Raw genomic sequence first — 19,645 nt, 5'->3', positions numbered from 1 at the left:
ACCAACGGACGAGGAGAACCAATGCTCAAGATTGCCAACGCGCAGTTCTGGGTGCATGACCAGGACGAAGCGCTGAAGTTCTACACCGAGACGCTGGGCTGGGAGGTCCGCTCGGACGTGACGATGGAGGCATGGAACTTTCGCTGGCTGTGCGTCGGACCGGTCGGCCGGGACGATGTCGGCCTGGTGTTGATGCCTGTGCCGGGTCCACCGATGCTCGACGCTGCCGCAAGCGGGCAACTCGCAGAGCTGGTGGCCAAGGGAGCCGGTGGCACGCTGTTCCTGGAGACGGACGACTGCCAGGCCTGCTACGACGAATTATCTTCTCGCGGCGTAAGATTCAACGATCCTCCCACGCCGCAGGCCTATGGCATCGACACTTCTTTTCGCGATCCCTCCGGAAACAACATCCGGCTCACCCAGGTTCTTGAGTTCGACCCGGCACGGAGCTGACGCCGAGCCTAAGCCAGCATCTCTGAAATGGGTGTGGCGGCAGCGATTTTGGCGCGCACCTTCATCACCTTGCCCGGCATGCCGCCGCCGACGACGCCAACCAGCACGCCGTCTCGCTCGTAGTAGGCCAGGAACTTACGGCCATCGTCCTCGAGCACGTGCACGACGTCGGTGGCTTCCGGCTCCCCGAGGCACTGGATCTTGACGTCGTATTGATCGCTCCAGAAGTACGGGACGACCACTGCCGACGGCATGTCCTGCCCCAGCATCGCCGGCACCACGACGCGGGCCTGGTCGGCGACGTTGCTCCAATGTTCCACGCGCGCTTGGTGTCCCGTCGGATCACGCCAGGAAGCGACGTCACCCAGCGCCCACACGTTGGGCGCGCTGGTGCGCCCGGCTTCGTCGCAGATCACGCCGTTGTCGACCTCGATGCCGCTGCCGTGCAGCCACTCGGTCGCCGGCCGCGACCCGATGCCCACCACCACCAGATCGGCGGCCACCTCGGTACCGTCCGTCAGCACCACGCTGTCGACATGGCCCTGGCCCCGCACCTCCGCCACGCCTTGCCCAAGGCGGACGTCGACTCCCTCGTCGCGATGCAACCGCGCCACCAGCTCGCCGATCTGCTCGCCGAGCACCGATGCCAACGGCTGCGGCTGCGGCTCCACCAGCACCACATCCACGCCGAGGCCGCGCAGGCTGGCCGCCACCTCGCAGCCGATGAAACCAGCGCCGATCACCAGGGCACGCTTCGCCGACGACGCGTGCTCGCGCAGGGCCATGCTCTCGTCGAACGACCGCAACACCCGAATGCCCTCGAGATGGGGAAAGGACGGGATGCGGCGCGGCACCAGACCGGTGGTGATGACGAGTTCGTCGTAGCCGAGCACGGATCCATCGGCCAGCGTCACCGTCTGGGCCGAGGTGTCGAGGCCGGTGGCGGCCGAACCCAGCCGCAGCGTGATGTCCTTCTCGTCGTACCATTCCCGCGGCTTGAGGAAGACGTCGTCGACCTCGCTGCGCAGCACCTCCTTGGAGAGCGGCGGCCGGTCGTACGGCAGGTGCACCTCGTCGCTGACGATCGTGATCGGACCGGTGTACTCGGCCCGGCGCAGTTGCTCGGCGGTGCGGGCGGCACCGAGGCCCCCGCCAACGATCACGATTCCGTTATTGGTCACGTGGAGTTCATAGCACGACGACCGGTCAGTACTTTAGGGCGCCCTTATCCACCGGGATCTGCGTGCCCGACAGCGTGCCCGAGCCATCGCCGGCCAACCAGGCCACGACGTCGGCTACCTCGTCGGCCGTCATGAACCCCTTGTACTGCAACGGCATTGGCGGGAAGCTGTGCACGAAACGGGGATGCTTGGCGAAAATCTGCATCATCGCCTCGGGCTCGATCATCGGGGTGTCGACCGAGTAGGGGTGGATGGAGTTGACCTTGATGCCGTATTCGCCGAGCTCGATCGCCAGCGTATTGGTCAGCGCGGTGAGCCCGTGCTTGCTGGCCGCGTAATGGCCGTTTCCGGGCGTGGCTTTGAGACCGGCCGACGAGCTGACGACCACGATCGAACCGCCGTTGCCCGCCTCGATCATCGCCGGGATCGCGGCGCGCAGCGTGCGCCAGGTGCCGGTCAGGTTGACCCCGATGACGGTGTCCCACTGTTCGTCGGTGAGCTCCCAAACCCGGCCCCAGCCCAGCACCCCGGCGTTGGCCACCAGGATGTCGAGCCTGCCGAACTGCTCGACACCGTCGGCGACCAGTTGCCGCAGGGCGGCGTCGTCGCGGATATCCACCTCGCGGGCCAGCACCTTGCGGCCCTCGGCTTCCACCAGGCGGACGGTCTCGTTGAGGTCCTCCGGGGTGGCCGGCGTGTAGGTCAGCGTGTCGGACACCGGCGCGCAGATATCGAGCGCGATGATGTCGGCGCCTTCCCGAGCCAGCCGCACCGCGTGTGCCCGTCCCTGCGCGCGGGCCGCGCCGGTGATGAATGCCACCCGGCCTTGCAGTAATCCAGCCTGTCCAACCACCCAGACAGGCTAGCAGCAAAACTGAAACGTGTTCTAGTTGGGGCCGAGCGTCACGCCAGCGTGACGCTCGGGCGGGGTGGCGGCGCGACGGCGCTAGATCTCGGAGATGATCTGGGCGCGTTGGGCGTTGTATTCCTGCTCGGTCAACGCGCCGCTGCTGTGCAGCGTCTCGAGTTGCTGCAGACGCTCGGCGATCGACGCCTCCGGAGCCGACGGGACCGCAGCAGCCGGCTGCGATTGCTCCGCAGCGCGGCGCACCACCGCCTGGACCTGCTGACGCAGGCCCGGATTCGACCGAATGTCGACCATCCGGTTCAGCGGGACATTGTTGGCCTTGAGGATCTGCAGGATCTCCATCAGCGGGCCGGCCTGCCCGCTGAGGTCATAGGTCTTGCGGTCTTCCTCCACGGTGAACTGCGCCGGCACTAAACCGTTGATCAGAGAGCTACTCGCCCAGTCGATTTCGTATTCCTGCGTGGTGGGGTTGACCAGCACGACGAGCTTACGCGCCAACAGGTTGCCCTGAATCGCGATGCCGGCGGTTACCCGCTTCTCGCTGTCGAAAGGCACGACCCCGGGGCCCGCGATGTGCAGGCTCACCTTCACCACCCGCCGGTCGTTGATCTCCATGTTCGTTTCGACGAGCCCAGTGATTTGGGCCAGCGCCAGCACCCCGTTCGCCTCGAGATCCGCCTTCTTGACGGCCGCCTTCCCGCCGGCGTTGGCCAACCAGATTGCGATCGCCACGTCGGCGATCGTGATCAGCACGCCGATGTAGAACAACAGCTTGATCGACTCGCCGAGGTCGCCCATGGCGAAGTAGACGATGACAAAGATCGGGCCGACCATGCCGCCGAACAGCAAAACCAGCAACTGGGCCTTCACATAGCGCGCCAACACGTATCTGCTCCTCACTTCACCCAATAAGTGGTGTCAGATTAGCGCCCCCGCAAGCGCTACCGATCCCATAATCGGCTGCGCGCGCCCGGTACTGGGGCAAACAAAAACCCGGACTGCCGAAATCGGCAATCCGGGCTTTGTACTAGAGAAACCTACTTGATGATCTTGACGACCCGGCCGGCGCCGACGGTGCGGCCACCCTCGCGGATCGCGAACCGCAGACCCTCGTCCATGGCGACCGGCTGGATCAACTTCACGTTGATGTTGGTGTTGTCACCGGGCATCACCATCTCGGTGCCCTCCGGCAGCGTCACCACACCGGTCACGTCGGTGGTGCGGAAGTAGAACTGCGGACGGTAGTTGTTGAAGAACGGCGTGTGCCGGCCGCCCTCGTCCTTGGACAGGATGTAGACCTGGCCCTCGAACTCGGTGTGCGGCGTGGTGGTGCCAGGCTTGACCACGACCTGGCCGCGCTCGACGTCCTCGCGCTTGATACCACGCAACAGCAAACCGACGTTGTCGCCGGCCTGGCCCTGGTCCAGCAGCTTGCGGAACATCTCCACGCCGGTGACGGTCGTCTTGGTGCTGGTCGGCTTGATGCCGACGATCTCGACTTCCTCGTTGACGTTGATGACGCCACGCTCCACGCGACCGGTGACAACGGTGCCACGGCCGGTAATGGTGAAGACGTCCTCAACGGGCATCAGGAACGGCTTGTCGGTCTCGCGGACCGGGTCCGGAATCGACTCGTCGACCGCGTCCATCAGCTCCTCGACGGACGAGACCCACTTGGCGTCGCCCTCGAGCGCCTTGAGCGCCGAGACCCGGATGACCGGAGCCTCCTCGTCGAACTCCTGGGCCGCCAGCAGCTCGCGCACCTCCAGCTCCACGAGCTCGAGCAGCTCCTCGTCGTCCACGGCGTCGGCCTTGTTCAGCGCGACCAGGATGTAGGGCACGCCCACCTGACGGGCGAGCAGCACGTGCTCACGCGTCTGCGGCATCGGGCCGTCCGTGGCGGCGACCACCAGGATCGCGCCGTCCATCTGGGCGGCACCGGTGATCATGTTCTTGATGTAGTCGGCGTGGCCCGGCGCGTCGACGTGCGCGTAGTGGCGCTTGTCGGTCTGATACTCGACGTGCGCGATGTTGATGGTGATACCGCGCTGACGCTCCTCGGGCGCGTTGTCGATCTGATCGAACGCCTTGGACTCGTTCAGCTCCGGAAACTTGTCATGCAGGACCTTGGTGATAGCCGCGGTCAGTGTGGTCTTGCCGTGGTCAACGTGACCGATGGTCCCGATGTTGACGTGGGGCTTGGTCCGCTGGAACTTCGCCTTCGCCACTTTTGTGTCCTCCTGGACTGTTGGTGCTTAAAAAAAGCAGTGTTGATTTTTCTGTTGTTATGCCGGTTTGCCGCGGTTGGTAACCGAGTCAGCTTACTCGTGGGGTTCAGCTACTCCCCCGTCGCCTTCGCGATGATCTCCTTCGACACGTTCGCCGGCACTTCGGCGTACTTGTCGAACACCATGGAGTAGTTCGCCCGGCCTTGAGTCTTGGACCGCAGGTCGCCGACGTAGCCGAACATCTCCGACAGCGGCACGTGCGCCCGAACGACGCGCGCACCGGCCCGCTCCTCCATGGCCTGGATCTGGCCACGGCGAGAGTTCAGGTCGCCGATCACGTCGCCCATGTAGTCCTCGGGCGTGGTGACCTCGACGGCCATGATCGGTTCCAGGATCACCGGTTGCGCTTGCTGCGCAGCCTTTTTCAGCACCATCGAGCCGGCGATCTTGAACGCCATCTCCGACGAGTCGACCTCATGGAAGGCGCCGTCGAGCAGGGTGACCTTCAGGTTCACCAGCGGGTAGCCGGCCAGCACGCCGTACTGCATTGCGTCCTGCGCGCCGGCGTCCACCGACGGGATGTACTCGCGCGGGATGCGCCCACCGGTGACCTTGCTCTCGAACTCGTAGGTCGCGCCGTCCTCGCCGTGGAACGGCTCGAGGCTGATCAGCACCTTCGCGAACTGGCCGGAGCCGCCGGTCTGCTTCTTGTGGGTGTACTCGACCTTCTCCACGAGCCGCTTGATGGTCTCCTTATAGGCCACCTGCGGCTTGCCGACGTTGGCCTCGACCTTGAATTCCCGGCGCATGCGGTCCACCAGGATGTCCAGGTGCAGCTCACCCATGCCGCCGATCACGGTCTGGCCGGTCTCCACGTCCTGATGGACCTTGAAGGTCGGGTCCTCCTCGGCGAGCTTCTGGATCGACAGGCTCAGCTTCTCCTGGTCGCTCTTGGTCTTGGGCTCGATGGCCACCTCGATCACCGGGGCGGGGAAGGTCATCGACTCGAGCACGATCTGGTGGTTCGGGTCGCTCAGGGTGTCACCGGTGGTGGTGTCCTTGAGCCCAATCACCGCGTAGATGTGCCCGGCCGACGCGGTCTCCACCGGGTTCTCCTTGTTGGAGTGCATCTGGAACAGCTTGCCCAGCCGCTCCTTCTTGCCCTTGGTGGCGTTGATGACCTGGCTGCCGGAGTCGACCTTGCCCGAGTACACCCGGACGTAGGTGAGCTTGCCGAAGAACGGGTGCGTGGCGACCTTGAACGCCAGCGCCGCGAAGGGCTCGTCGGTCGACGGCTTGCGCACAACCTCCTCGTCCTCCTTGCCCGGCGGGTGGCCGATGGCCGGCGGCACGTCCAGCGGCGACGGGAGGTAGTCGATGACGGCGTCGAGCATCGGCTGCACGCCCTTGTTCTTGAACGCGCTGCCGCACAGGACCAGGTAGGCCTCGGAGTTGATGGTGAGCTTGCGCAGCGCGCCCTTGATCTCGGCGACGGTGAGCTCTTCTCCGCCGAGGTACTTCTCCAGCAGCTCCTCGTCGGTTTCCGCGACGGCCTCGAGCAGCTTGGTGCGGTATTCCTCGGCCCGTTCGGCCAGCTCGGCCGGGATGTCGATGGTGTCGTAGGTTTCGCCGAGCTTCGTCTCGCCGCGCCAAACCTTGGCCTTCATCTCGACCAGGTCGACGACGCCTTCGAAGTCGCCCTCGGAGCCGACCGGCAGCTGGATCGGAATGACGTTGGCGCCCAGCCGCTCCTCCATCGTGCGCACCGAGAAGTAGAAGTCGGCGCCGATCTTGTCCATCTTGTTGACGAAGCAGATCCGCGGGACGTCGTACTTGTCGGCCTGCCGCCAGACCTGCTCGGACTGCGGCTCGACGCCTTCCTTGCCGTCGAAAACGGCGACGGCGCCGTCAAGAACCCGCAGGCTGCGCTCCACCTCGACGGTGAAATCGACGTGCCCGGGGGTGTCGATGATGTTGATCTGGTTGCCGTTCCAGAAGCAGGTGGTGGCGGCGGAGGTGATGGTGATGCCGCGTTCTTGCTCCTGCTCCATCCAGTCCATAGTGGCGGCGCCGTCGTGCACCTCACCGATCTTGTAGCTGATGCCGGTGTAGTAGAGGATGCGCTCGGTGGTCGTCGTCTTGCCGGCATCGATGTGCGCCATGATGCCGATGTTGCGGACCTTGGTGAGGTCGGTCAACACGTCCTTCTGTGCCACAGAAGTCTTCCCACTCTTTCGTTGCTCAGTAGTTCGCTATCGGTTCGCGCCGGGCGACTCTGCCCGTTCGGCGCCGTTGGCGCCGCTACCAGCGATAGTGCGCGAAGGCGCGGTTTGCCTCGGCCATCTTGTGAGTGTCCTCGCGCCGCTTGACGGAGGCCCCCAGGCCGTTGCTGGCATCCAGGATCTCGTTTGCCAGCCGCTCGACCATCGTCTTCTCCCGGCGCTGCCGCGAGAAGCTGACAAGCCAGCGCAGCGCCAGCGTGGTGGAGCGGTCCGGACGGACCTCGACCGGCACCTGGTAGGTGGCGCCACCGACGCGACGGCTGCGGACCTCCAGGGCGGGCTTGACGTTGTCCAGTGCACGCTTCAGGGTGATCACGGGATCGGTGCCGGTCTTGTCACGGGCTTGTTCGAGCGCACCATAAACAATGCGCTCAGCCAGCGATTTCTTCCCCTTCAGCAGAACTTTGTTCACCAGCTGGGTGACCAGCTGCGACCCGTAAACCGGGTCGTTGACCAACGGACGCTTGGGTGCGGGCCCCTTGCGCGGCATCAGCTCTTCTCCTTCTTGGCGCCGTAGCGGCTGCGAGCCTGCTTGCGGTTCTTCACACCCTGGGTGTCGAGCGAACCGCGGATGATCTTGTACCGCACACCGGGCAGGTCCTTCACCCGGCCGCCACGCACGAGCACCATCGAGTGCTCCTGCAGGTTGTGGCCCTCGCCGGGGATGTACGCCGTGACCTCGACCTGACTGGTCAGCTTGACGCGCGCAACCTTCCGAAGCGCCGAGTTCGGCTTCTTCGGAGTGGTGGTGTACACACGAGTGCATACGCCACGACGCTGCGGGCTGCCCTTCAGAGCCGCGGTCTTGACCTTGGCGATCTTGTCGCGACGACCCTTGCGGACCAGCTGCTGGATGGTTGGCATCTACCGGCTTTCTGTGTTGTGCGGTGCTACATCTTCTTTGGTTTACAAGTCTCTGTACTGCAGTTTTGCCCCCGGCCACGGAGTGATCCGGCACCCCACGGCCCTGGTGTTTCGCAGGCACCTAGCACCGGAGCCGACCGTTGCATCGTGGACATGCGAATTAGCCCGGCATCCGTTCCCTTACGTCAGGCGCCGTAAGCCGCCAGGCACGAGCTACCACGATACCCGCCGCCGGTCTGGCTGGTCAAAGCGGCGTCAGACTCACATTTACGGGTCGCTTCCAGGGCCTTTCGGCCGGCGCCTAGGTCGGCCGCGCAGCGCCGGGTGCGGTGCGCCGATCCAGGCCCGCCGCCAGCCGCAGCACCATGTCGGAGAACACCGCGTCGGTGTCGATGTCGTCCATCACCCCGGTCATCTCCAGCAGGACGAACCCGTGCATGGCCGACCAGAACTCGAGCGCGGCATGAAAGGCCTCTTGGCCGTCGAGGCCATAGGAGGACAGCACCGCGATCACCGGCGCGGCGGCGCCCCTGGTCGCGGCGGTGTACTCGGGGTCGTCGCCGTCCAGCGGCATCCGGGTGAACGCCGAGTACCGACCCGGGTGGTGGTGGGCGTAGCTGCGATAGGCAGCCGCCATCACCAGCACCGCGTCGTCGCGAGCACGACCCTCGCCGACCCTGTTCAGCATCATGATGATGTCGTCGATCACCCGAATCCGCACGGCCCGGCGCAGGTCCTCCAGGCTGTCCACGTGGTTGTAGAGCGACGGCCCCTTGGTGCCGAGCTGGGTCGCCAGTGCGTTGATGGTCAGCGAGTCCCAGCCTTCCCGGTCCAGGAAAGTCAGGGCGCCGTCGACGATGCCGTCGCGGCTCAGCTTGGCCGGACGGGCGGACTTGCCCGCACGCTGGCGCCCACCAGCTGCCGGCTGGTCCGGCTGAGCTGCCATGCGATCGCCCTCCGATTGGATTTCAGTCAACTAATGACTCTAGTTGACCAGGTCGCCCAGCCGCCCCACCCGAACGCTGTGGCGGCGTTCCGGCCAAGCAAAAACTTGAGATATGTGGCCCGGTAAATCCAGTTAAGTCTGTTAACGGGCAGGCTAATGCACGTAGGCTCAGTCGAGCAGATCTCTCGCCGACGCGAAGGGGGCCCACGGTGAAGTGGACAACCGTCCTCGGGTCATTGGCCAGCTGTGCCATCACCATCGCTGCCATGGCGGCCGCGCCACCGCAGATCGCCCACGCCAAGAACGGCGACACCCACATCAGCGGGCAGGGCCTCGAGCAGATAGTGGACTGCAACGACGCGACCCTGATCGTCAACGGCACGGATAACCAGATCACCGCGAAGGGCAACTGTTTTGCCGTGACGGTCATGGGCTCGTCGAACACCGTCGTCGCGGACAACGTCAGCCACGACATCACCGTCTACGGCTACAACCAGACGGTGTTCTTCCACACCGGTGACCCGATCATCTGGGACCGCGGCCGCGAACTGGGCATGACAAACCGGCTACAGCGGGTCGGCCCCTGAACGAACGCAACAAGCACCACCCAGGTAAGAAGCGCCAACAACCCCAACGACGAGGAATCGAGGAAGTATGCGCGCCCATGGAACCGCGAAATCATTCAGGCTTGCCGGGGTGGTCCTGGCCTCGGCGGCAATAGCGGCGGCTTTCGGGCTGGCGGCCTGCAGTTCGACGGCCAACCCCCCGGCGGGCACTTCGGCAACGTCTAGCGCCGCGAGCAGCTCGTCGGCGAGCACCAGCGGCAGCGGAACCGCGGAGACGACCTCTGGCGGCGGCGGCCCCACCATCAGCACTTCGGTCGAGGTCGGGAACACCATCGTCTACGCATTCACGAACCAGACCGCCACTGTTGCCTGCGAGAACGGCAAGTCGTTGAACGTGACCGGCGGCAGCAACACGTTAACCGTCACGGGCACCTGTGAGTCGGTTTCAGTCGGTGGTACCAACAACAAGATCACCATCGACAAGGTCAACACGAAGATCACGGTGCTGGGGATGGACAACACCATCACCTACAAAGACGGTGACCCGAAGGTCAGCAATATCGGTCACAACAACACCGTGACCAAGGGCGGCTGACCCACTAACGATCCGGGCCCGTGGACGTCGTCGAGTTCGGGCGTTATCGCCTGCTCGAACCGATCGGCGAAGGCGGCATGGGCCGGGTGTACAAGGCCCGCGACACCCTGATCGACCGCGATGTGGCGATCAAGGTGTTGTCGACCGAGCTGGCCGCCGAGGAGGGCTACCGGGAACGGTTCCGCCGCGAAGCCCAGACCGCGGCGCGGCTGACCGAACCGCACATCGTCCCGATTTTCGACACCGGAGAAATCGACGGGCGCCTGTACCTGGTGATGCCCATCATCGAGGGCGTCGACGTGGCGAGCGTGCTGCAGCGAGACGGGCCGATGACGCCCCGGCTGGCCGTGCGGGTGATCGAACAACTGGCGAGTGCGCTGGATGCGGCGCACGCGCAAGGCCTGGTGCACCGCGACGTCAAACCGTCCAACGCGTTGATCACCGGTGCGGCCGGCCGCGAGTTCATCTATCTGATCGACTTCGGCATCGCCCACGACCTCCGCACCGCAGCCACCAAGCTGACCCGCAAGGGCTCCATTTTGGGCACGTTCGCCTACATGGCACCTGAGCGGTTCACCACCGGAAAAGCCGACGGCCGCACCGACATCTACGCGCTGACGTGCGTGCTGCACGAGTGCTTGACGGGCAGCCGGCCGTTTCCGGGTGACAGCATGGAGCAGCAGGTCACCGGGCACCTGACCAAGGAACCGCCTCGGCCCACCGCGTTACGGCCCGGAATACCAACGGCTTTCGACGACGTCGTCGCGCGCGGCATGGCCAAGGATCCGGACCAGCGTTACCAAACCGCCCTCGAACTGGCTACCGCCGCCGAGCACGCCCTCAGCCAGCCCGCTCCGCCGCCAACCCCGGAACCGCCCCCCACCGTGCTGCCCCACCCCGAACCCGAAACCGCACCCGTCACTTTTCCGACGGCGCCCGTTGCGAACACCCCGCTGACGCAGCCGGCGCACGCACCGCCGTTCGTGCCTCCACCGGTCGTGCCTCCGCCGGCGGTGCCTCCGCCAGCCCTGCCGCCGCCGGCCGTGCCCGCCGCAGGGCGCAACCGCAACCTGTTGGTCATCGCAGGGTCCGCACTGGGTGCCGTCGCTTTGCTGGCAATCCTTGTCTACCTGGTATTTTGGCCATCCCGTGACGGGCCGACCGGCCCACCGCCCACGACGAGCACCTCGACGCAGCGGCACACCACCTCGTCACGGGTGCCGACGCCGACGACGACGATCAGCTCGCCGTATTACGGAAACCGCTAACTCGCGGGCGCACCGTGCCGGCCGGCACCCGCGGCGAACCGTCCGGCCCCTTCCATGGCCTCGGCGGCGACGCGGGAGATGCTGGCGAACTCGACGTCGATGGCTTCGGGTTCTGACAATCCCCACTGGTGCAGCGCCGAGAGCCGGTCCGAGCGCATGCACTGCTGGGGCAGCGCGGCCAGTTGGGCGGCCAGTTGCTCGGCCGCCTCCCGGGCCTGGCCCTTGGGCACCACCCGGTTGGCCAGGCCCATCGCCAGCGCTTCATCGGCCTTCACTCCGCGGCCGGTGAGGATCAGGTCCATCGCCCGGCTCTGCCCGATCAACCGGGGCAGCCGCACCGTCCCACCGTCGATCAGCGGCACGCCCCAGCGCCGGCAGAACACCCCGAAGACGGCGTCTTCCTCGGCTACCCGCAGATCACACCACAGGGCCAGCTCCAGGCCCCCCGCGACGGCGTGGCCGCTCACCGCGGCGATCACCGGTTTGGACAGCACCATCCGTGTCGGGCCCATCGGCCCCGGCCCCTCCCGGTGCACGGCATTGGCTTGGGGCGTACCGAAGGCCTTCAAATCGGCTCCCGCGCAAAAGGTTCCGTTGTCACCCCACAACACCGCCACCGACGCGCTGTCGTCGCGGTCGAATTCGTCGAACGCCGCGTAGAGCGCCGTGGCCGTCGGGCCGTTGACCGCGTTGCGCGCTTCCGGCCGGTTGATGATCACCGTCGTCACCGGACCATTGCGTTCTACCCGCACCGGATCAGTCATGTCGCCTCCACGAGTTGGATCTTGTCTTGTTGGTCCCGTCGCTCCGCCAGTTCGGTGGCAAAGTCATGGTAGGCAGCGCGCAGCTGCGGGCCGGGCCAATCGGCCGGCAACAGTTCGGCGGGCAGCATCGGGTCGGTGAGCAGGTGGCGCACCATGGCCGCGGCCACCACAAAACGGCCGGGAATGTCTGTGGCGTTCTTCATCTCGTCGAGCAAACGGTGCCCGGCCTTGCCCCATCCCGGGAGGTCCCACAGTTGATCGGCCAGCTGAGCCGGGGCGTCATCGCGCGCCTTGAGCACCCGCACCCGAGCCTGGACGTCGCGGTCCCACTCCAGCTCGAGGTTGTCGGGCCGCAGCCACACCCCTTCGCGTAGTTCGCCGAATCGCTTGTCGCGCATGGTGTTTCGCAGTGCGGCTCGGGCGCGGGCGTCGGTGCCCACGCTGGTGACGACCAACATGACCCAGTCTCCGCTCCAGGCCCTGACGTGGGGCCGCATCGCCTCGTCCTGGCGGCGCTGCCGGGCCAGCAACCGATCCGAGAGCCGATAGCCGTCGCTGGAGCGGATCAGGTCGCCGGCGCCGACCATGCGGGTCAGCGCGACCCGCAAAGTCGTCTCCTTGATGCCGAAATCGGCCGTGAGCCTGATCAGTTCGCCCGCGCTGGCGACCGCCGGGTGGGCGCCGAGCAGCACACTGAGCACCACCGACCGGGCCGTCATGGCGGGCATGGGTGTTACACCTGTGACGCTTGACGGCCGTAGTCGCCGAACGGCTCGTCGCGGTGCTTGACCGCATCCCGGAAGCCGTGTTCGACGGCGTCGGCGACGAAGGCGTGCCCCTCGGGCGTATGCCGGGCGACACCGTCGAACACGGTGCTGACCATCCTGCTGGTGGCCACACCCTGTTGCAGCAGAGCCGAATTGAGCGCGAGCTTGACCATGATCAGCTGGTTGACCGGCACTGCCGCGATCCGCTGTACCAGTCGCTCGGTGCGCTCGTCGAGGTCGTCGGGCTCCGGCGCCTCGACCGCCAGGCCCCACTCCGCGGCCTGCGCGCCGGTGATGCAATCGCCGGTGAACAACAGCCGCTTGGCGCGCTGGTCGCCCAGCCGGTGCGCCCACAGGCCCGCCGCCGGGACACCCCACACCCGCGTCGGGGGGTAGCCGATCTTGGCGTCGGCGGCGGCGATCACCTGGTCGGCATGCAGGGCGATGTCGGTGCCGCCGGCCACGCAGTAGCCGTGAATCTTGACCACCGTCGGCTTGTCGCAATGCATCAGGCTGGAGAACCCGCGCACGAAGCGGCTCATCATCTGGTAGTCGATCATCGGGTCCCACGGCTGATTCGCGAAGTGGTTGATGGCCTGGGTCTTACCGTCGAGCACGGTGCCTTCGTACGCGCCGGTCCCGCCGGCCGATCCGGTCCCGTCGGCGTAGGCCGACAGGTCGAAGCCGGCACAGAAGCCTTCGCCGCGACCGGACACCAGGATGACGTGCACATTGGGGTCGAGGTCCGCGCGCTCCACCAGCGCCGACAGCTCCAGCGGAGTGTCGGCGATGATCGCGTTGCCCTTGTCCGGCCGGTTGAAGGTGATCCGCGCAACCCGGCCGGTGACCTCGTAGGTCATCGTTTTCAGGTTGTCGAAGTCGACCGGCCTGATCGCGTGAGTCATCAGCCCTTGACCATGGCGCGCTCGAGAATGGGCGCCAGATCCAGGCCGGTGGGCATGGTGCCGAACGCCCCGCCCCACTGACCGCCGAGGCGGGTGGCCAGGAAGGCCTCGGCGACGGCGGGATGCCCGTGGCGCAGCAGCAGCGAACCCTGCAGCGCCAGGCAGATGTCCTCGGCGACCTTGCGGCCGCGGTACTGGATGGTCTGCAGGTCGGCCAGTTGCTGCCTGACGTTCTCGACATGGCTGTCCTGGCGGGCATCCTGACCCGCGCTGGCCGCCAGCTCGTCGAACAGCACCTCGACGGATTCGGGGCGAGTTGCCATGGCGCGCAACGTGTCCAGCGCACTGACGTTGCCGGAACCCTCCCAGATGCCCATCAGCGGCGCCTCCCGGTACAGCCGCGGCATGCCGGAGTCTTCGACATAGCCGTTGCCGCCCAGGCACTCCAGCGCTTCGGCGGCGTGCGGGGTGGAGCGCTTGCACACCCAGTACTTGCTGGCCGCCAGTCCGATGCGGCGCAGCAGCGCCTCCTTGCCGTCGCCGCGTAACGCGTTGTCGGTGGCGCCGGCCATCCGCATCGCCACGATGGTCGCGGCCTCGGCCTCGACCGCCAGGTCGGCCAGCACGTTGCGCATCAATGGTTGGTCAATCAGGTAGGCGCCGAACGCCTTTCGGTGCTGGGCATGGTGAATCGCGCGGGTCAGGCCGGTGCGCATGCTGGTCGCGCTACCGAGGGTGCAGTCCAGCCGGGTGAGGTTGACCATCTCGATGATGGTCGGGACACCGCGACCTTCCTCACCCACCAGCCACGCGGTGGCGCCGTCGTATTCGACCTCGCTGGACGCGTTGGCGTGGTTGCCGAGCTTGTCCTTGAGCCGCTGCAGGAACATCCGGTTGCGGGTGCCGTCGGGCAGGATCCGCGGCAGCATGAAGCAGGACAAGCCTTTTGGAGCCTGGGCGAGCACCAGGAAGATGTCGCACATCGGCGCCGAGGTGAACCACTTGTGGCCGGTCAGGCTGTAGGTGCCATCGGCGTTGGGGGTGGCCTGGGTGGTGCCGGCGCGCACGTCGGAGCCGCCCTGCTTCTCGGTCATCGACATGCCCGCGGTGATACCGGCCTTGGTGGTGGCCAGTTTCAGCTCGGGGTCGTATTCGCGGCTGGTCAGCAGCGGCTCGTAGACCTTGGCCAGTTCGGGGCTGAACCGCAGTGCCGGGACGACGGCGTAGGTCATCGAGATCGGGCACACGTGGCCGGCCTCCACCGTCCACACCGACGTCTTGGCGGCCCGCACCACGTGCGAGCCCGGTCGCTCGTCGGCCCAGGGCGCGGCGTGCAGGCCGTGGGTGATCGCCACCCGCATCAGTTCGTGGTAAGCCGGGTCGAACTCCACCTCGTCGACTCGGTGACCTTGCCGGTCGTGGGTGTGCAGGATAGGTCGGTTGCGGTCGGCCAGCTCACCCCAGCGTTCGGCTTCGCGGCTGCCGTTGATCGCGCCGAGTTCGGTCACCTCGTCCAGGCCCCACTGGCCGCCCTCGCGGATCAGGGCCTCGACGAGTACCGGGGACGTCGCGGGGTTGTGGTTCTCCAGCACGGGAACCTGGTTGGTGACGACATGGGTATCTGGCATAGCGTCAATATTACATTTTATCGACAACCGCACAAGAGCTGTAATGTCAGCGCGGGTGCGCGGCGAAGAATTGCCACAGCGCTGCGGTGGCGAAGGACGGCCATTCGTGGCCGCCGCCGTCCACCGTGACGAGCACGACGCTGCGCTTGTCCGGGCAGCCGGCGGTCGACGTGGTGACTCCGGCGTTGGTCGTTTCGGCCGGGGCCGCACAGTTATCGGCGTTGCGCCAGAACGCATTTACCTCGGGCACCGACGGGCCGTTGATGATGCTCAAGCCCTGTCCGCCCTGGTAGGGGATGAGCCGATCCCGGGTGCCGTGAATGTGCATCACCGATGTCGGGTGCGGTGACCGGCAGGGGTCCAGCTGAGTCGCCGAGTCCGGACCGATTGCGGCGAAGATGCCGGTATTGCACGCCAGCGTGTAGGACATGATGCCGCCGTTGCTGATGCCGGTGGCATACACCTGCGAGGAGTTGATGCCGACGTTGCGGACGATGTCGGCGACGGCCGCGGTGATGAAGCCGACGTCGTCGACGCCGTCTCGCCCGGACGGGCCGCAGCAGCCCCCGCCATTGGTGTTCCAGGCCCTGTTGAGGCCGTCCGGATAGGCGACGACGAACTTGGCCGAATCGGCTAAATTGTCCCAGCCATAAGCTCTTTCGGCTTGCGCGGCGGTGCCGAACCCGCCGTGCAGTACGACGACCAGCGGAGCCGACGCCGGCACTCCCGCCGGCTTGTAGACCCGGTAGGTGCGGTCCTGGTTGTGAATCTTGATGGTGTGGATGCTGGTGCCGGTCACGAAGCCCGTCGGGAGGTTCTCGCCCTCCCCTTTGGCACAACCTGCGAGCAGGAGGGCTGCGCCGAGAAGAGCGACGACCCGACGCAGCATGGCTTCCACGGTAGGACCGTCAGCTTAGAAAACTCTTAGATCTTCAGCCGCCGGTCTTTTCCCGCAGGAACGCGATGTCGTCCTTGCGGCCCTCGTCGGCGGTTTCGCAGATAACCGGCGCATCGGCGGCCTCGACGACCGCGACCAGCAGCTCCGGGTCGATCTGACCGGTGCCGAAATTGGCGTGCCGGTCGGCGCCCGAGCCCGCCGCGTCGCGCGAGTCGTTGCAGTGCACGAGGTCGATGCGGCCGGTCAGCGCCTTGATGCGGTCGACGGCGTCGATCAGGCCCTCACCCGCAGCCCACGCATGGCAGGTGTCCAGGCAGAAGCCGATGCCGCTGTCCCCGATGTGGTCCCACAGCCGGCCGATGGTGTCGAAGTAGCGGGCCATCGCGTGGTCGCCGCCCGCGGTGTTTTCCAGATACACCTGGACGTCGGTTTCGAGATAGTCCAGCGCCTTGACCCACCGCTCGAAGCCTGCCTCCATGTCGTTGTCGTCGGCGTGGCCGCCGTGCACGATCACCGCCGTGGCGTTGATTTCCGCGGCCGCGTCGCAGGTGTCCTGCAGGATCTTGCGCGACGGGATGCGGATCCGGTTGTTGGCCGATGCCACGTTGATCAGATACGGAGCGTGGACGTACAGCGGCACGCTGGACGCCTTCAACGCGGCGGCGTCGTCGCGCGGCTTGGGCTTCTTCCAGCTCTGCGGGTTGCCGAGGAAGAACTGCACCACGTCTGCGCCGTCTGCCGCCGCGGCGGCCAGGGGATCTTCTTGGTGGACATGCGAACCGATGAGCACGCGGCCAGTCTAGTGCGTCGCCTGGTTGTGGCGAGCAGACGCAGAAGTACCCAACCCGCCGGGCGTGCGGGTGCTTTCGCGTCTGCTCGCCAGGTGAAACTTGACCCGCTCGGAGAGCCCTACCGGATCCTGGCGGATATCCTCCACCGTCATCGGAATGCTCAGCCAGCCGCATTCCTGCAGCCGTGCGGCTTTCAGCCGGTCGTGTATCAGGGCCACGCGGCCCAGGTGCCAATCCACGCTGTCGTATTCGGCGACGACCATCGCGTCCGGCCAGGCGAAATCGACACGCCACAGCTTGCCGTAGGAGTCCACGATTTCGTACTGCAGTTCCGGCGTGGGTACCTGGTTGTCGATGAACACCAGTCGCGCCTCGCTCTCCATCGGCGACTCGGCGCACCCGTCGGCGTGGCCGATCAACTCGCGGACTTTGACGATGCCGCGGCGGCCCTTCTGCTCGCGGATCGCCACGCTCAATTCCGCTGTCGTGCAAGCGCCGATGTGCAGGGCGGCGTCCAGCGTCGCCAGGGCGCGCGGCCGCCGCAGCGTCCGCGCGACTTCGATCGCCGTCCAGGCCGGCGCCGTCGCGAGTCGGCCCTCCACCCGTCGTAGTGGTGCGCCGACCCGCTGATGCACCATCAGGCCCGACGAAGGCCGCATCCGCACCCCCGGATCGAGGATGTGCAGGCGCGACGTGTTCTCGGTGTCGAAGCCGTACAACGCCGCGGCGGTGCCCATGCAGCTCACAATCGGCTCGCGGGCCGACAGGTCGAGCGCGGCAAGCTGCCCGAGCACGTCGGGTCGACTCACCGCGTAGACCCCATGGCATACCCGAATCAGCCTGCCCGCCTTGACCAGTCCGCCCAGCTGCCGGCGCGTGACCGTGGTCAGCAGCTCGGCGGTGGTCGCTAGTCCGCCGCTGGCCAGCAGCACACTTTCGGTGTCCACGGCGAACAGGATGCTGCGTGGTCAGTCCCGGCGGTAGGCAGCGACGGGCGATATGTGGACCAGCGCGCGACTGTGCGCGGGCACGCGCCAACAGACGCAAAAGAGGGTGATGGGCGCTGGTGCGTCCGTTTGTGGTGAATGAGAATCGGAGGGTGCGCTGCGGTGTTGATGTCGTAGGTGCTTGGCTGTGTGTGGTCGGGCAAAAGAATGACACTGGAGCCCTTGTTTTCCGGGTGTTCCCGGTTGCTGCTGTGAGCGCGAGTACCAGTCTCTGAGTTCGTGTTGGGGGCTTCCTTGTGGCGCACGCTGTTGGTTGCGGTGCTGGCTGGGAAAGGGGCTGGTGAGATGCAGGTTCTCTATGAGCGGTGTGCTGGTATTGATGTCGGCAAAGATATCGTCGCGGTGGCGGTGCGGGCGCCGGGTGATGGCCCCGATGGGCGCACCACGATCAAGCGCATGTTCAAGACGTTCTACGGGGTGTTGCGGGAGTGTGCGCGGTGGTTGACCGGCCAGGGTGTGACGCATGTGGCGATGGAGGCCACCGGGATCTACTCGATGCCGGTCTATCACGCGTTGTTGGCGCACGGTGATTTCGAGGTGTGGGTGTGCAATGCCGCCCATGTGAAGAACGTGCCGGGGCGCAAGACCGACCTCTCGGATGCGGAGTGGTTGGCGCATCTGCTCGAATGTGGGCTGCTGCGGGGCTCGTTCCTGCCCCCTGAGCAGATCAAAGCCGCCCGCGATGTGATGCGCTATCGCCGCAAGCTGGTCGAGCATCGCAGCTCGGAGCTGCAGCGGCTGGGCAACGTGCTGCAGGATGCCGGGATCAAGGCCGACAGCGTGGCGTCCTCGATCGCCACCAAGTCGGTGCGGGCGATGGTGGAGGCCCTGATCGACGGGGAGCGCCGCCCGGCGGTGCTCGCCGAGCTGGCCAAGGGCAGCATGCGTGCCAAGATCCCCGATCTGGCGCGGGCGTTGGAGGGGCGTTTTGATGACCATCACGCCCTGATGTGCCGGTTGCATCTGACCCATCTCGATCAGCTCGATGCGATGATCGTCGCCCTAGACGAGCAGATCGAGCAGATGATGCAGCCTTTTTGTGCCCGACGCGAGCTGATCACGTCCATCCCAGGGATTGGGCATCACGCCGCAGCGACGGTCATCAGCGAAATCGGCACCGATCCCGCAGCCTGGTTTCCCTCCGCCGAACACCTGGCCTCCTGGGCGGGGCTGTGCCCCGGTAACCATGAATCGGCCGGCAAACGTCGCCACGGTCACCGCCGCAAGGCCAACCAGCACCTGCAACCGGTCCTGGTCGAGTGCGCCTGGGCCGCTGTGCGCACCCACGGCTACCTGCACGAGTACTACCGCCGCCAGGTCCGAAAGTTCGGCGGGTTCCGCAGCCCCGCGGCCAAAAAGAAGGCCATCATCGCCGTCGCGCACAAGCTGATCGTGATCATCTGGCACGTCCTGGACACCGGCCAGCCCTACCAGGACCTGGGCGCCGACTACTTCACCACCCGCATCGATCCCGACAAGGAGCGCCAACGTCTCGTCGCCAAGCTGGAGGCCCAAGGGTTCAAAGTCACCCTCGAACCCGCCGCCTAACACTCGAAATACACACCGTCACAAGCCGACACCCCGCTGCGGTCCGCCGGCTGGTCACCCCCGCCGTGGTCACCCTGATTCACGTA

General features: G+C 66.2%; 20 protein-coding genes. 5 read left to right on the top strand and 15 right to left on the bottom strand.

From position 1 onward, the window contains the following. Positions 1-21 precede the first annotated feature (21 nt). A complete protein-coding gene (locus tag VML93_RS20080; RefSeq protein WP_325613368.1) occupies positions 22-453 on the top strand; it encodes a VOC family protein in 432 nt (143 codons plus the stop codon). A gap of 8 nt (positions 454-461) precedes the next feature. On the opposite strand, the gene VML93_RS20075 is transcribed toward VML93_RS20080, so the two are convergent. From VML93_RS20075 to VML93_RS20040, 8 genes are all read right to left on the bottom strand, one after another. Then, the gene (locus VML93_RS20075) at positions 462-1,634 is read right to left on the bottom strand and encodes an NAD(P)/FAD-dependent oxidoreductase (RefSeq protein ID WP_325613366.1); all 1,173 of its coding nucleotides are present in this window, start codon (positions 1,632-1,634) and stop codon (positions 462-464) included. Positions 1,635-1,659: 25 nt separating this feature from the next. Then, positions 1,660-2,487, bottom strand: a complete 828-nt coding sequence (locus VML93_RS20070) for a mycofactocin-coupled SDR family oxidoreductase (protein ID WP_325613365.1) — start codon at positions 2,485-2,487, stop codon at positions 1,660-1,662. Between the two features lie 93 nt (positions 2,488-2,580). Next, positions 2,581-3,387, bottom strand: a complete 807-nt coding sequence (locus VML93_RS20065) for an SHOCT domain-containing protein (RefSeq protein ID WP_325613364.1) — start codon at positions 3,385-3,387, stop codon at positions 2,581-2,583. Positions 3,388-3,539: 152 nt separating this feature from the next. Beyond that, the gene (gene tuf / locus VML93_RS20060; RefSeq protein ID WP_325613362.1) at positions 3,540-4,730 is read right to left on the bottom strand and encodes an elongation factor Tu; all 1,191 of its coding nucleotides are present in this window, start codon (positions 4,728-4,730) and stop codon (positions 3,540-3,542) included. A gap of 110 nt (positions 4,731-4,840) precedes the next feature. After that, a complete protein-coding gene (fusA, locus tag VML93_RS20055) occupies positions 4,841-6,946 on the bottom strand; it encodes an elongation factor G (protein ID WP_325613360.1) in 2,106 nt (701 codons plus the stop codon). Between the two features lie 85 nt (positions 6,947-7,031). After that, positions 7,032-7,502 carry a 30S ribosomal protein S7 gene (gene rpsG / locus VML93_RS20050; RefSeq protein WP_036352615.1) on the bottom strand — a complete coding sequence of 157 codons (471 nt, stop codon included), beginning with the start codon at positions 7,500-7,502 and terminating at the stop codon, positions 7,032-7,034. Further along, a complete protein-coding gene (gene rpsL / locus VML93_RS20045) occupies positions 7,502-7,876 on the bottom strand; it encodes a 30S ribosomal protein S12 (protein ID WP_007167812.1) in 375 nt (124 codons plus the stop codon). Before rpsL ends, rpsG begins: the two co-directional genes overlap by 1 nt. A 301-nt stretch (positions 7,877-8,177) precedes the next feature. Continuing rightward, the gene (locus VML93_RS20040; protein WP_325613390.1) at positions 8,178-8,822 is read right to left on the bottom strand and encodes a TetR/AcrR family transcriptional regulator; all 645 of its coding nucleotides are present in this window, start codon (positions 8,820-8,822) and stop codon (positions 8,178-8,180) included. Between the two features lie 209 nt (positions 8,823-9,031). On the opposite strand from VML93_RS20040, the gene VML93_RS20035 reads away from it, so the two are divergent. From VML93_RS20035 to VML93_RS20025, 3 genes are all read left to right on the top strand, one after another. Continuing rightward, positions 9,032-9,409, top strand: a complete 378-nt coding sequence (locus VML93_RS20035; RefSeq protein WP_325613357.1) for a DUF3060 domain-containing protein — start codon at positions 9,032-9,034, stop codon at positions 9,407-9,409. 67 nt (positions 9,410-9,476) lie between these two features. Continuing rightward, positions 9,477-9,983, top strand: coding sequence for a DUF3060 domain-containing protein (locus VML93_RS20030; protein ID WP_325613356.1), 507 nt, complete (start codon positions 9,477-9,479; stop codon positions 9,981-9,983). 20 nt (positions 9,984-10,003) lie between these two features. Continuing rightward, the gene (locus VML93_RS20025) at positions 10,004-11,251 is read left to right on the top strand and encodes a serine/threonine-protein kinase (protein WP_325613354.1); all 1,248 of its coding nucleotides are present in this window, start codon (positions 10,004-10,006) and stop codon (positions 11,249-11,251) included. On the opposite strand, the gene VML93_RS20020 is transcribed toward VML93_RS20025, so the two are convergent. The 7 genes from VML93_RS20020 to VML93_RS19990 are packed head-to-tail and all read right to left on the bottom strand — an operon-like array spanning position 11,248 to position 17,951. Beyond that, on the bottom strand, positions 11,248-12,015 hold the full coding sequence (locus VML93_RS20020; RefSeq protein ID WP_325613353.1) for a crotonase/enoyl-CoA hydratase family protein: 768 nt from the start codon (positions 12,013-12,015) through the stop codon (positions 11,248-11,250). The two genes, VML93_RS20025 and VML93_RS20020, sit on opposite strands and share 4 nt — an antisense overlap. Continuing rightward, the gene (locus VML93_RS20015) at positions 12,012-12,743 is read right to left on the bottom strand and encodes a PaaX family transcriptional regulator C-terminal domain-containing protein (RefSeq protein WP_325613351.1); all 732 of its coding nucleotides are present in this window, start codon (positions 12,741-12,743) and stop codon (positions 12,012-12,014) included. The genes VML93_RS20020 and VML93_RS20015 overlap by 4 nt, the downstream gene beginning before the upstream one ends. A 5-nt stretch (positions 12,744-12,748) precedes the next feature. Then, positions 12,749-13,687, bottom strand: coding sequence for a crotonase/enoyl-CoA hydratase family protein (locus VML93_RS20010; RefSeq protein ID WP_325613349.1), 939 nt, complete (start codon positions 13,685-13,687; stop codon positions 12,749-12,751). Continuing rightward, positions 13,687-15,315, bottom strand: coding sequence for an acyl-CoA dehydrogenase family protein (locus VML93_RS20005; protein ID WP_325613347.1), 1,629 nt, complete (start codon positions 15,313-15,315; stop codon positions 13,687-13,689). Before VML93_RS20005 ends, VML93_RS20010 begins: the two co-directional genes overlap by 1 nt. A gap of 46 nt (positions 15,316-15,361) precedes the next feature. After that, positions 15,362-16,204, bottom strand: coding sequence for an alpha/beta hydrolase family esterase (locus VML93_RS20000; protein ID WP_325613345.1), 843 nt, complete (start codon positions 16,202-16,204; stop codon positions 15,362-15,364). A gap of 43 nt (positions 16,205-16,247) precedes the next feature. After that, positions 16,248-17,003: a deoxyribonuclease IV gene (locus VML93_RS19995; protein ID WP_325613344.1), complete on the bottom strand. Its 756-nt coding sequence runs from the start codon at positions 17,001-17,003 to the stop codon at positions 16,248-16,250. A 9-nt stretch (positions 17,004-17,012) separates the two neighbouring features. Further along, positions 17,013-17,951, bottom strand: coding sequence for a hypothetical protein (locus VML93_RS19990; protein ID WP_325613342.1), 939 nt, complete (start codon positions 17,949-17,951; stop codon positions 17,013-17,015). 345 nt (positions 17,952-18,296) lie between these two features. On the opposite strand from VML93_RS19990, the gene VML93_RS19985 reads away from it, so the two are divergent. Further along, positions 18,297-19,559, top strand: coding sequence for an IS110 family transposase (locus VML93_RS19985; protein ID WP_325613341.1), 1,263 nt, complete (start codon positions 18,297-18,299; stop codon positions 19,557-19,559). Positions 19,560-19,645: the final 86 nt, after the last annotated feature.

Origin of the sequence: Mycobacterium sp. (genome assembly GCF_035499775.1) — a bacterium.
GTDB lineage: Bacteria > Actinomycetota > Actinomycetes > Mycobacteriales > Mycobacteriaceae > Mycobacterium.
Note: the sequence above shows the minus strand (reverse complement) of the source record. Positions and strands in the feature narration are given on the sequence as shown.

Excerpts from the sequence above, each read along its gene's own strand:
- VML93_RS20015 (WP_325613351.1), bottom strand. The coding sequence starts at position 12,743 with ATGCCCGCCATGACGGCCCGGTCGGTGGTGCTCAGTGTGCTGCTCGGC.
- rpsL (WP_007167812.1), bottom strand. The coding sequence starts at position 7,876 with ATGCCAACCATCCAGCAGCTGGTCCGCAAGGGTCGTCGCGACAAGATC.
- VML93_RS20040 (WP_325613390.1), bottom strand. The coding sequence starts at position 8,822 with ATGGCAGCTCAGCCGGACCAGCCGGCAGCTGGTGGGCGCCAGCGTGCG.
- VML93_RS20005 (WP_325613347.1), bottom strand. The coding sequence starts at position 15,315 with ATGCCAGATACCCATGTCGTCACCAACCAGGTTCCCGTGCTGGAGAAC.
- VML93_RS19985 (WP_325613341.1), top strand. The coding sequence starts at position 18,297 with ATGCAGGTTCTCTATGAGCGGTGTGCTGGTATTGATGTCGGCAAAGAT.
- VML93_RS20020 (WP_325613353.1), bottom strand. The coding sequence starts at position 12,015 with ATGACTGATCCGGTGCGGGTAGAACGCAATGGTCCGGTGACGACGGTG.
- VML93_RS20010 (WP_325613349.1), bottom strand. The coding sequence starts at position 13,687 with ATGACTCACGCGATCAGGCCGGTCGACTTCGACAACCTGAAAACGATG.
- VML93_RS20080 (WP_325613368.1), top strand. The coding sequence starts at position 22 with ATGCTCAAGATTGCCAACGCGCAGTTCTGGGTGCATGACCAGGACGAA.
- VML93_RS20000 (WP_325613345.1), bottom strand. The coding sequence starts at position 16,204 with ATGCTGCGTCGGGTCGTCGCTCTTCTCGGCGCAGCCCTCCTGCTCGCA.
- rpsG (WP_036352615.1), bottom strand. The coding sequence starts at position 7,502 with ATGCCGCGCAAGGGGCCCGCACCCAAGCGTCCGTTGGTCAACGACCCG.
- VML93_RS20030 (WP_325613356.1), top strand. The coding sequence starts at position 9,477 with ATGCGCGCCCATGGAACCGCGAAATCATTCAGGCTTGCCGGGGTGGTC.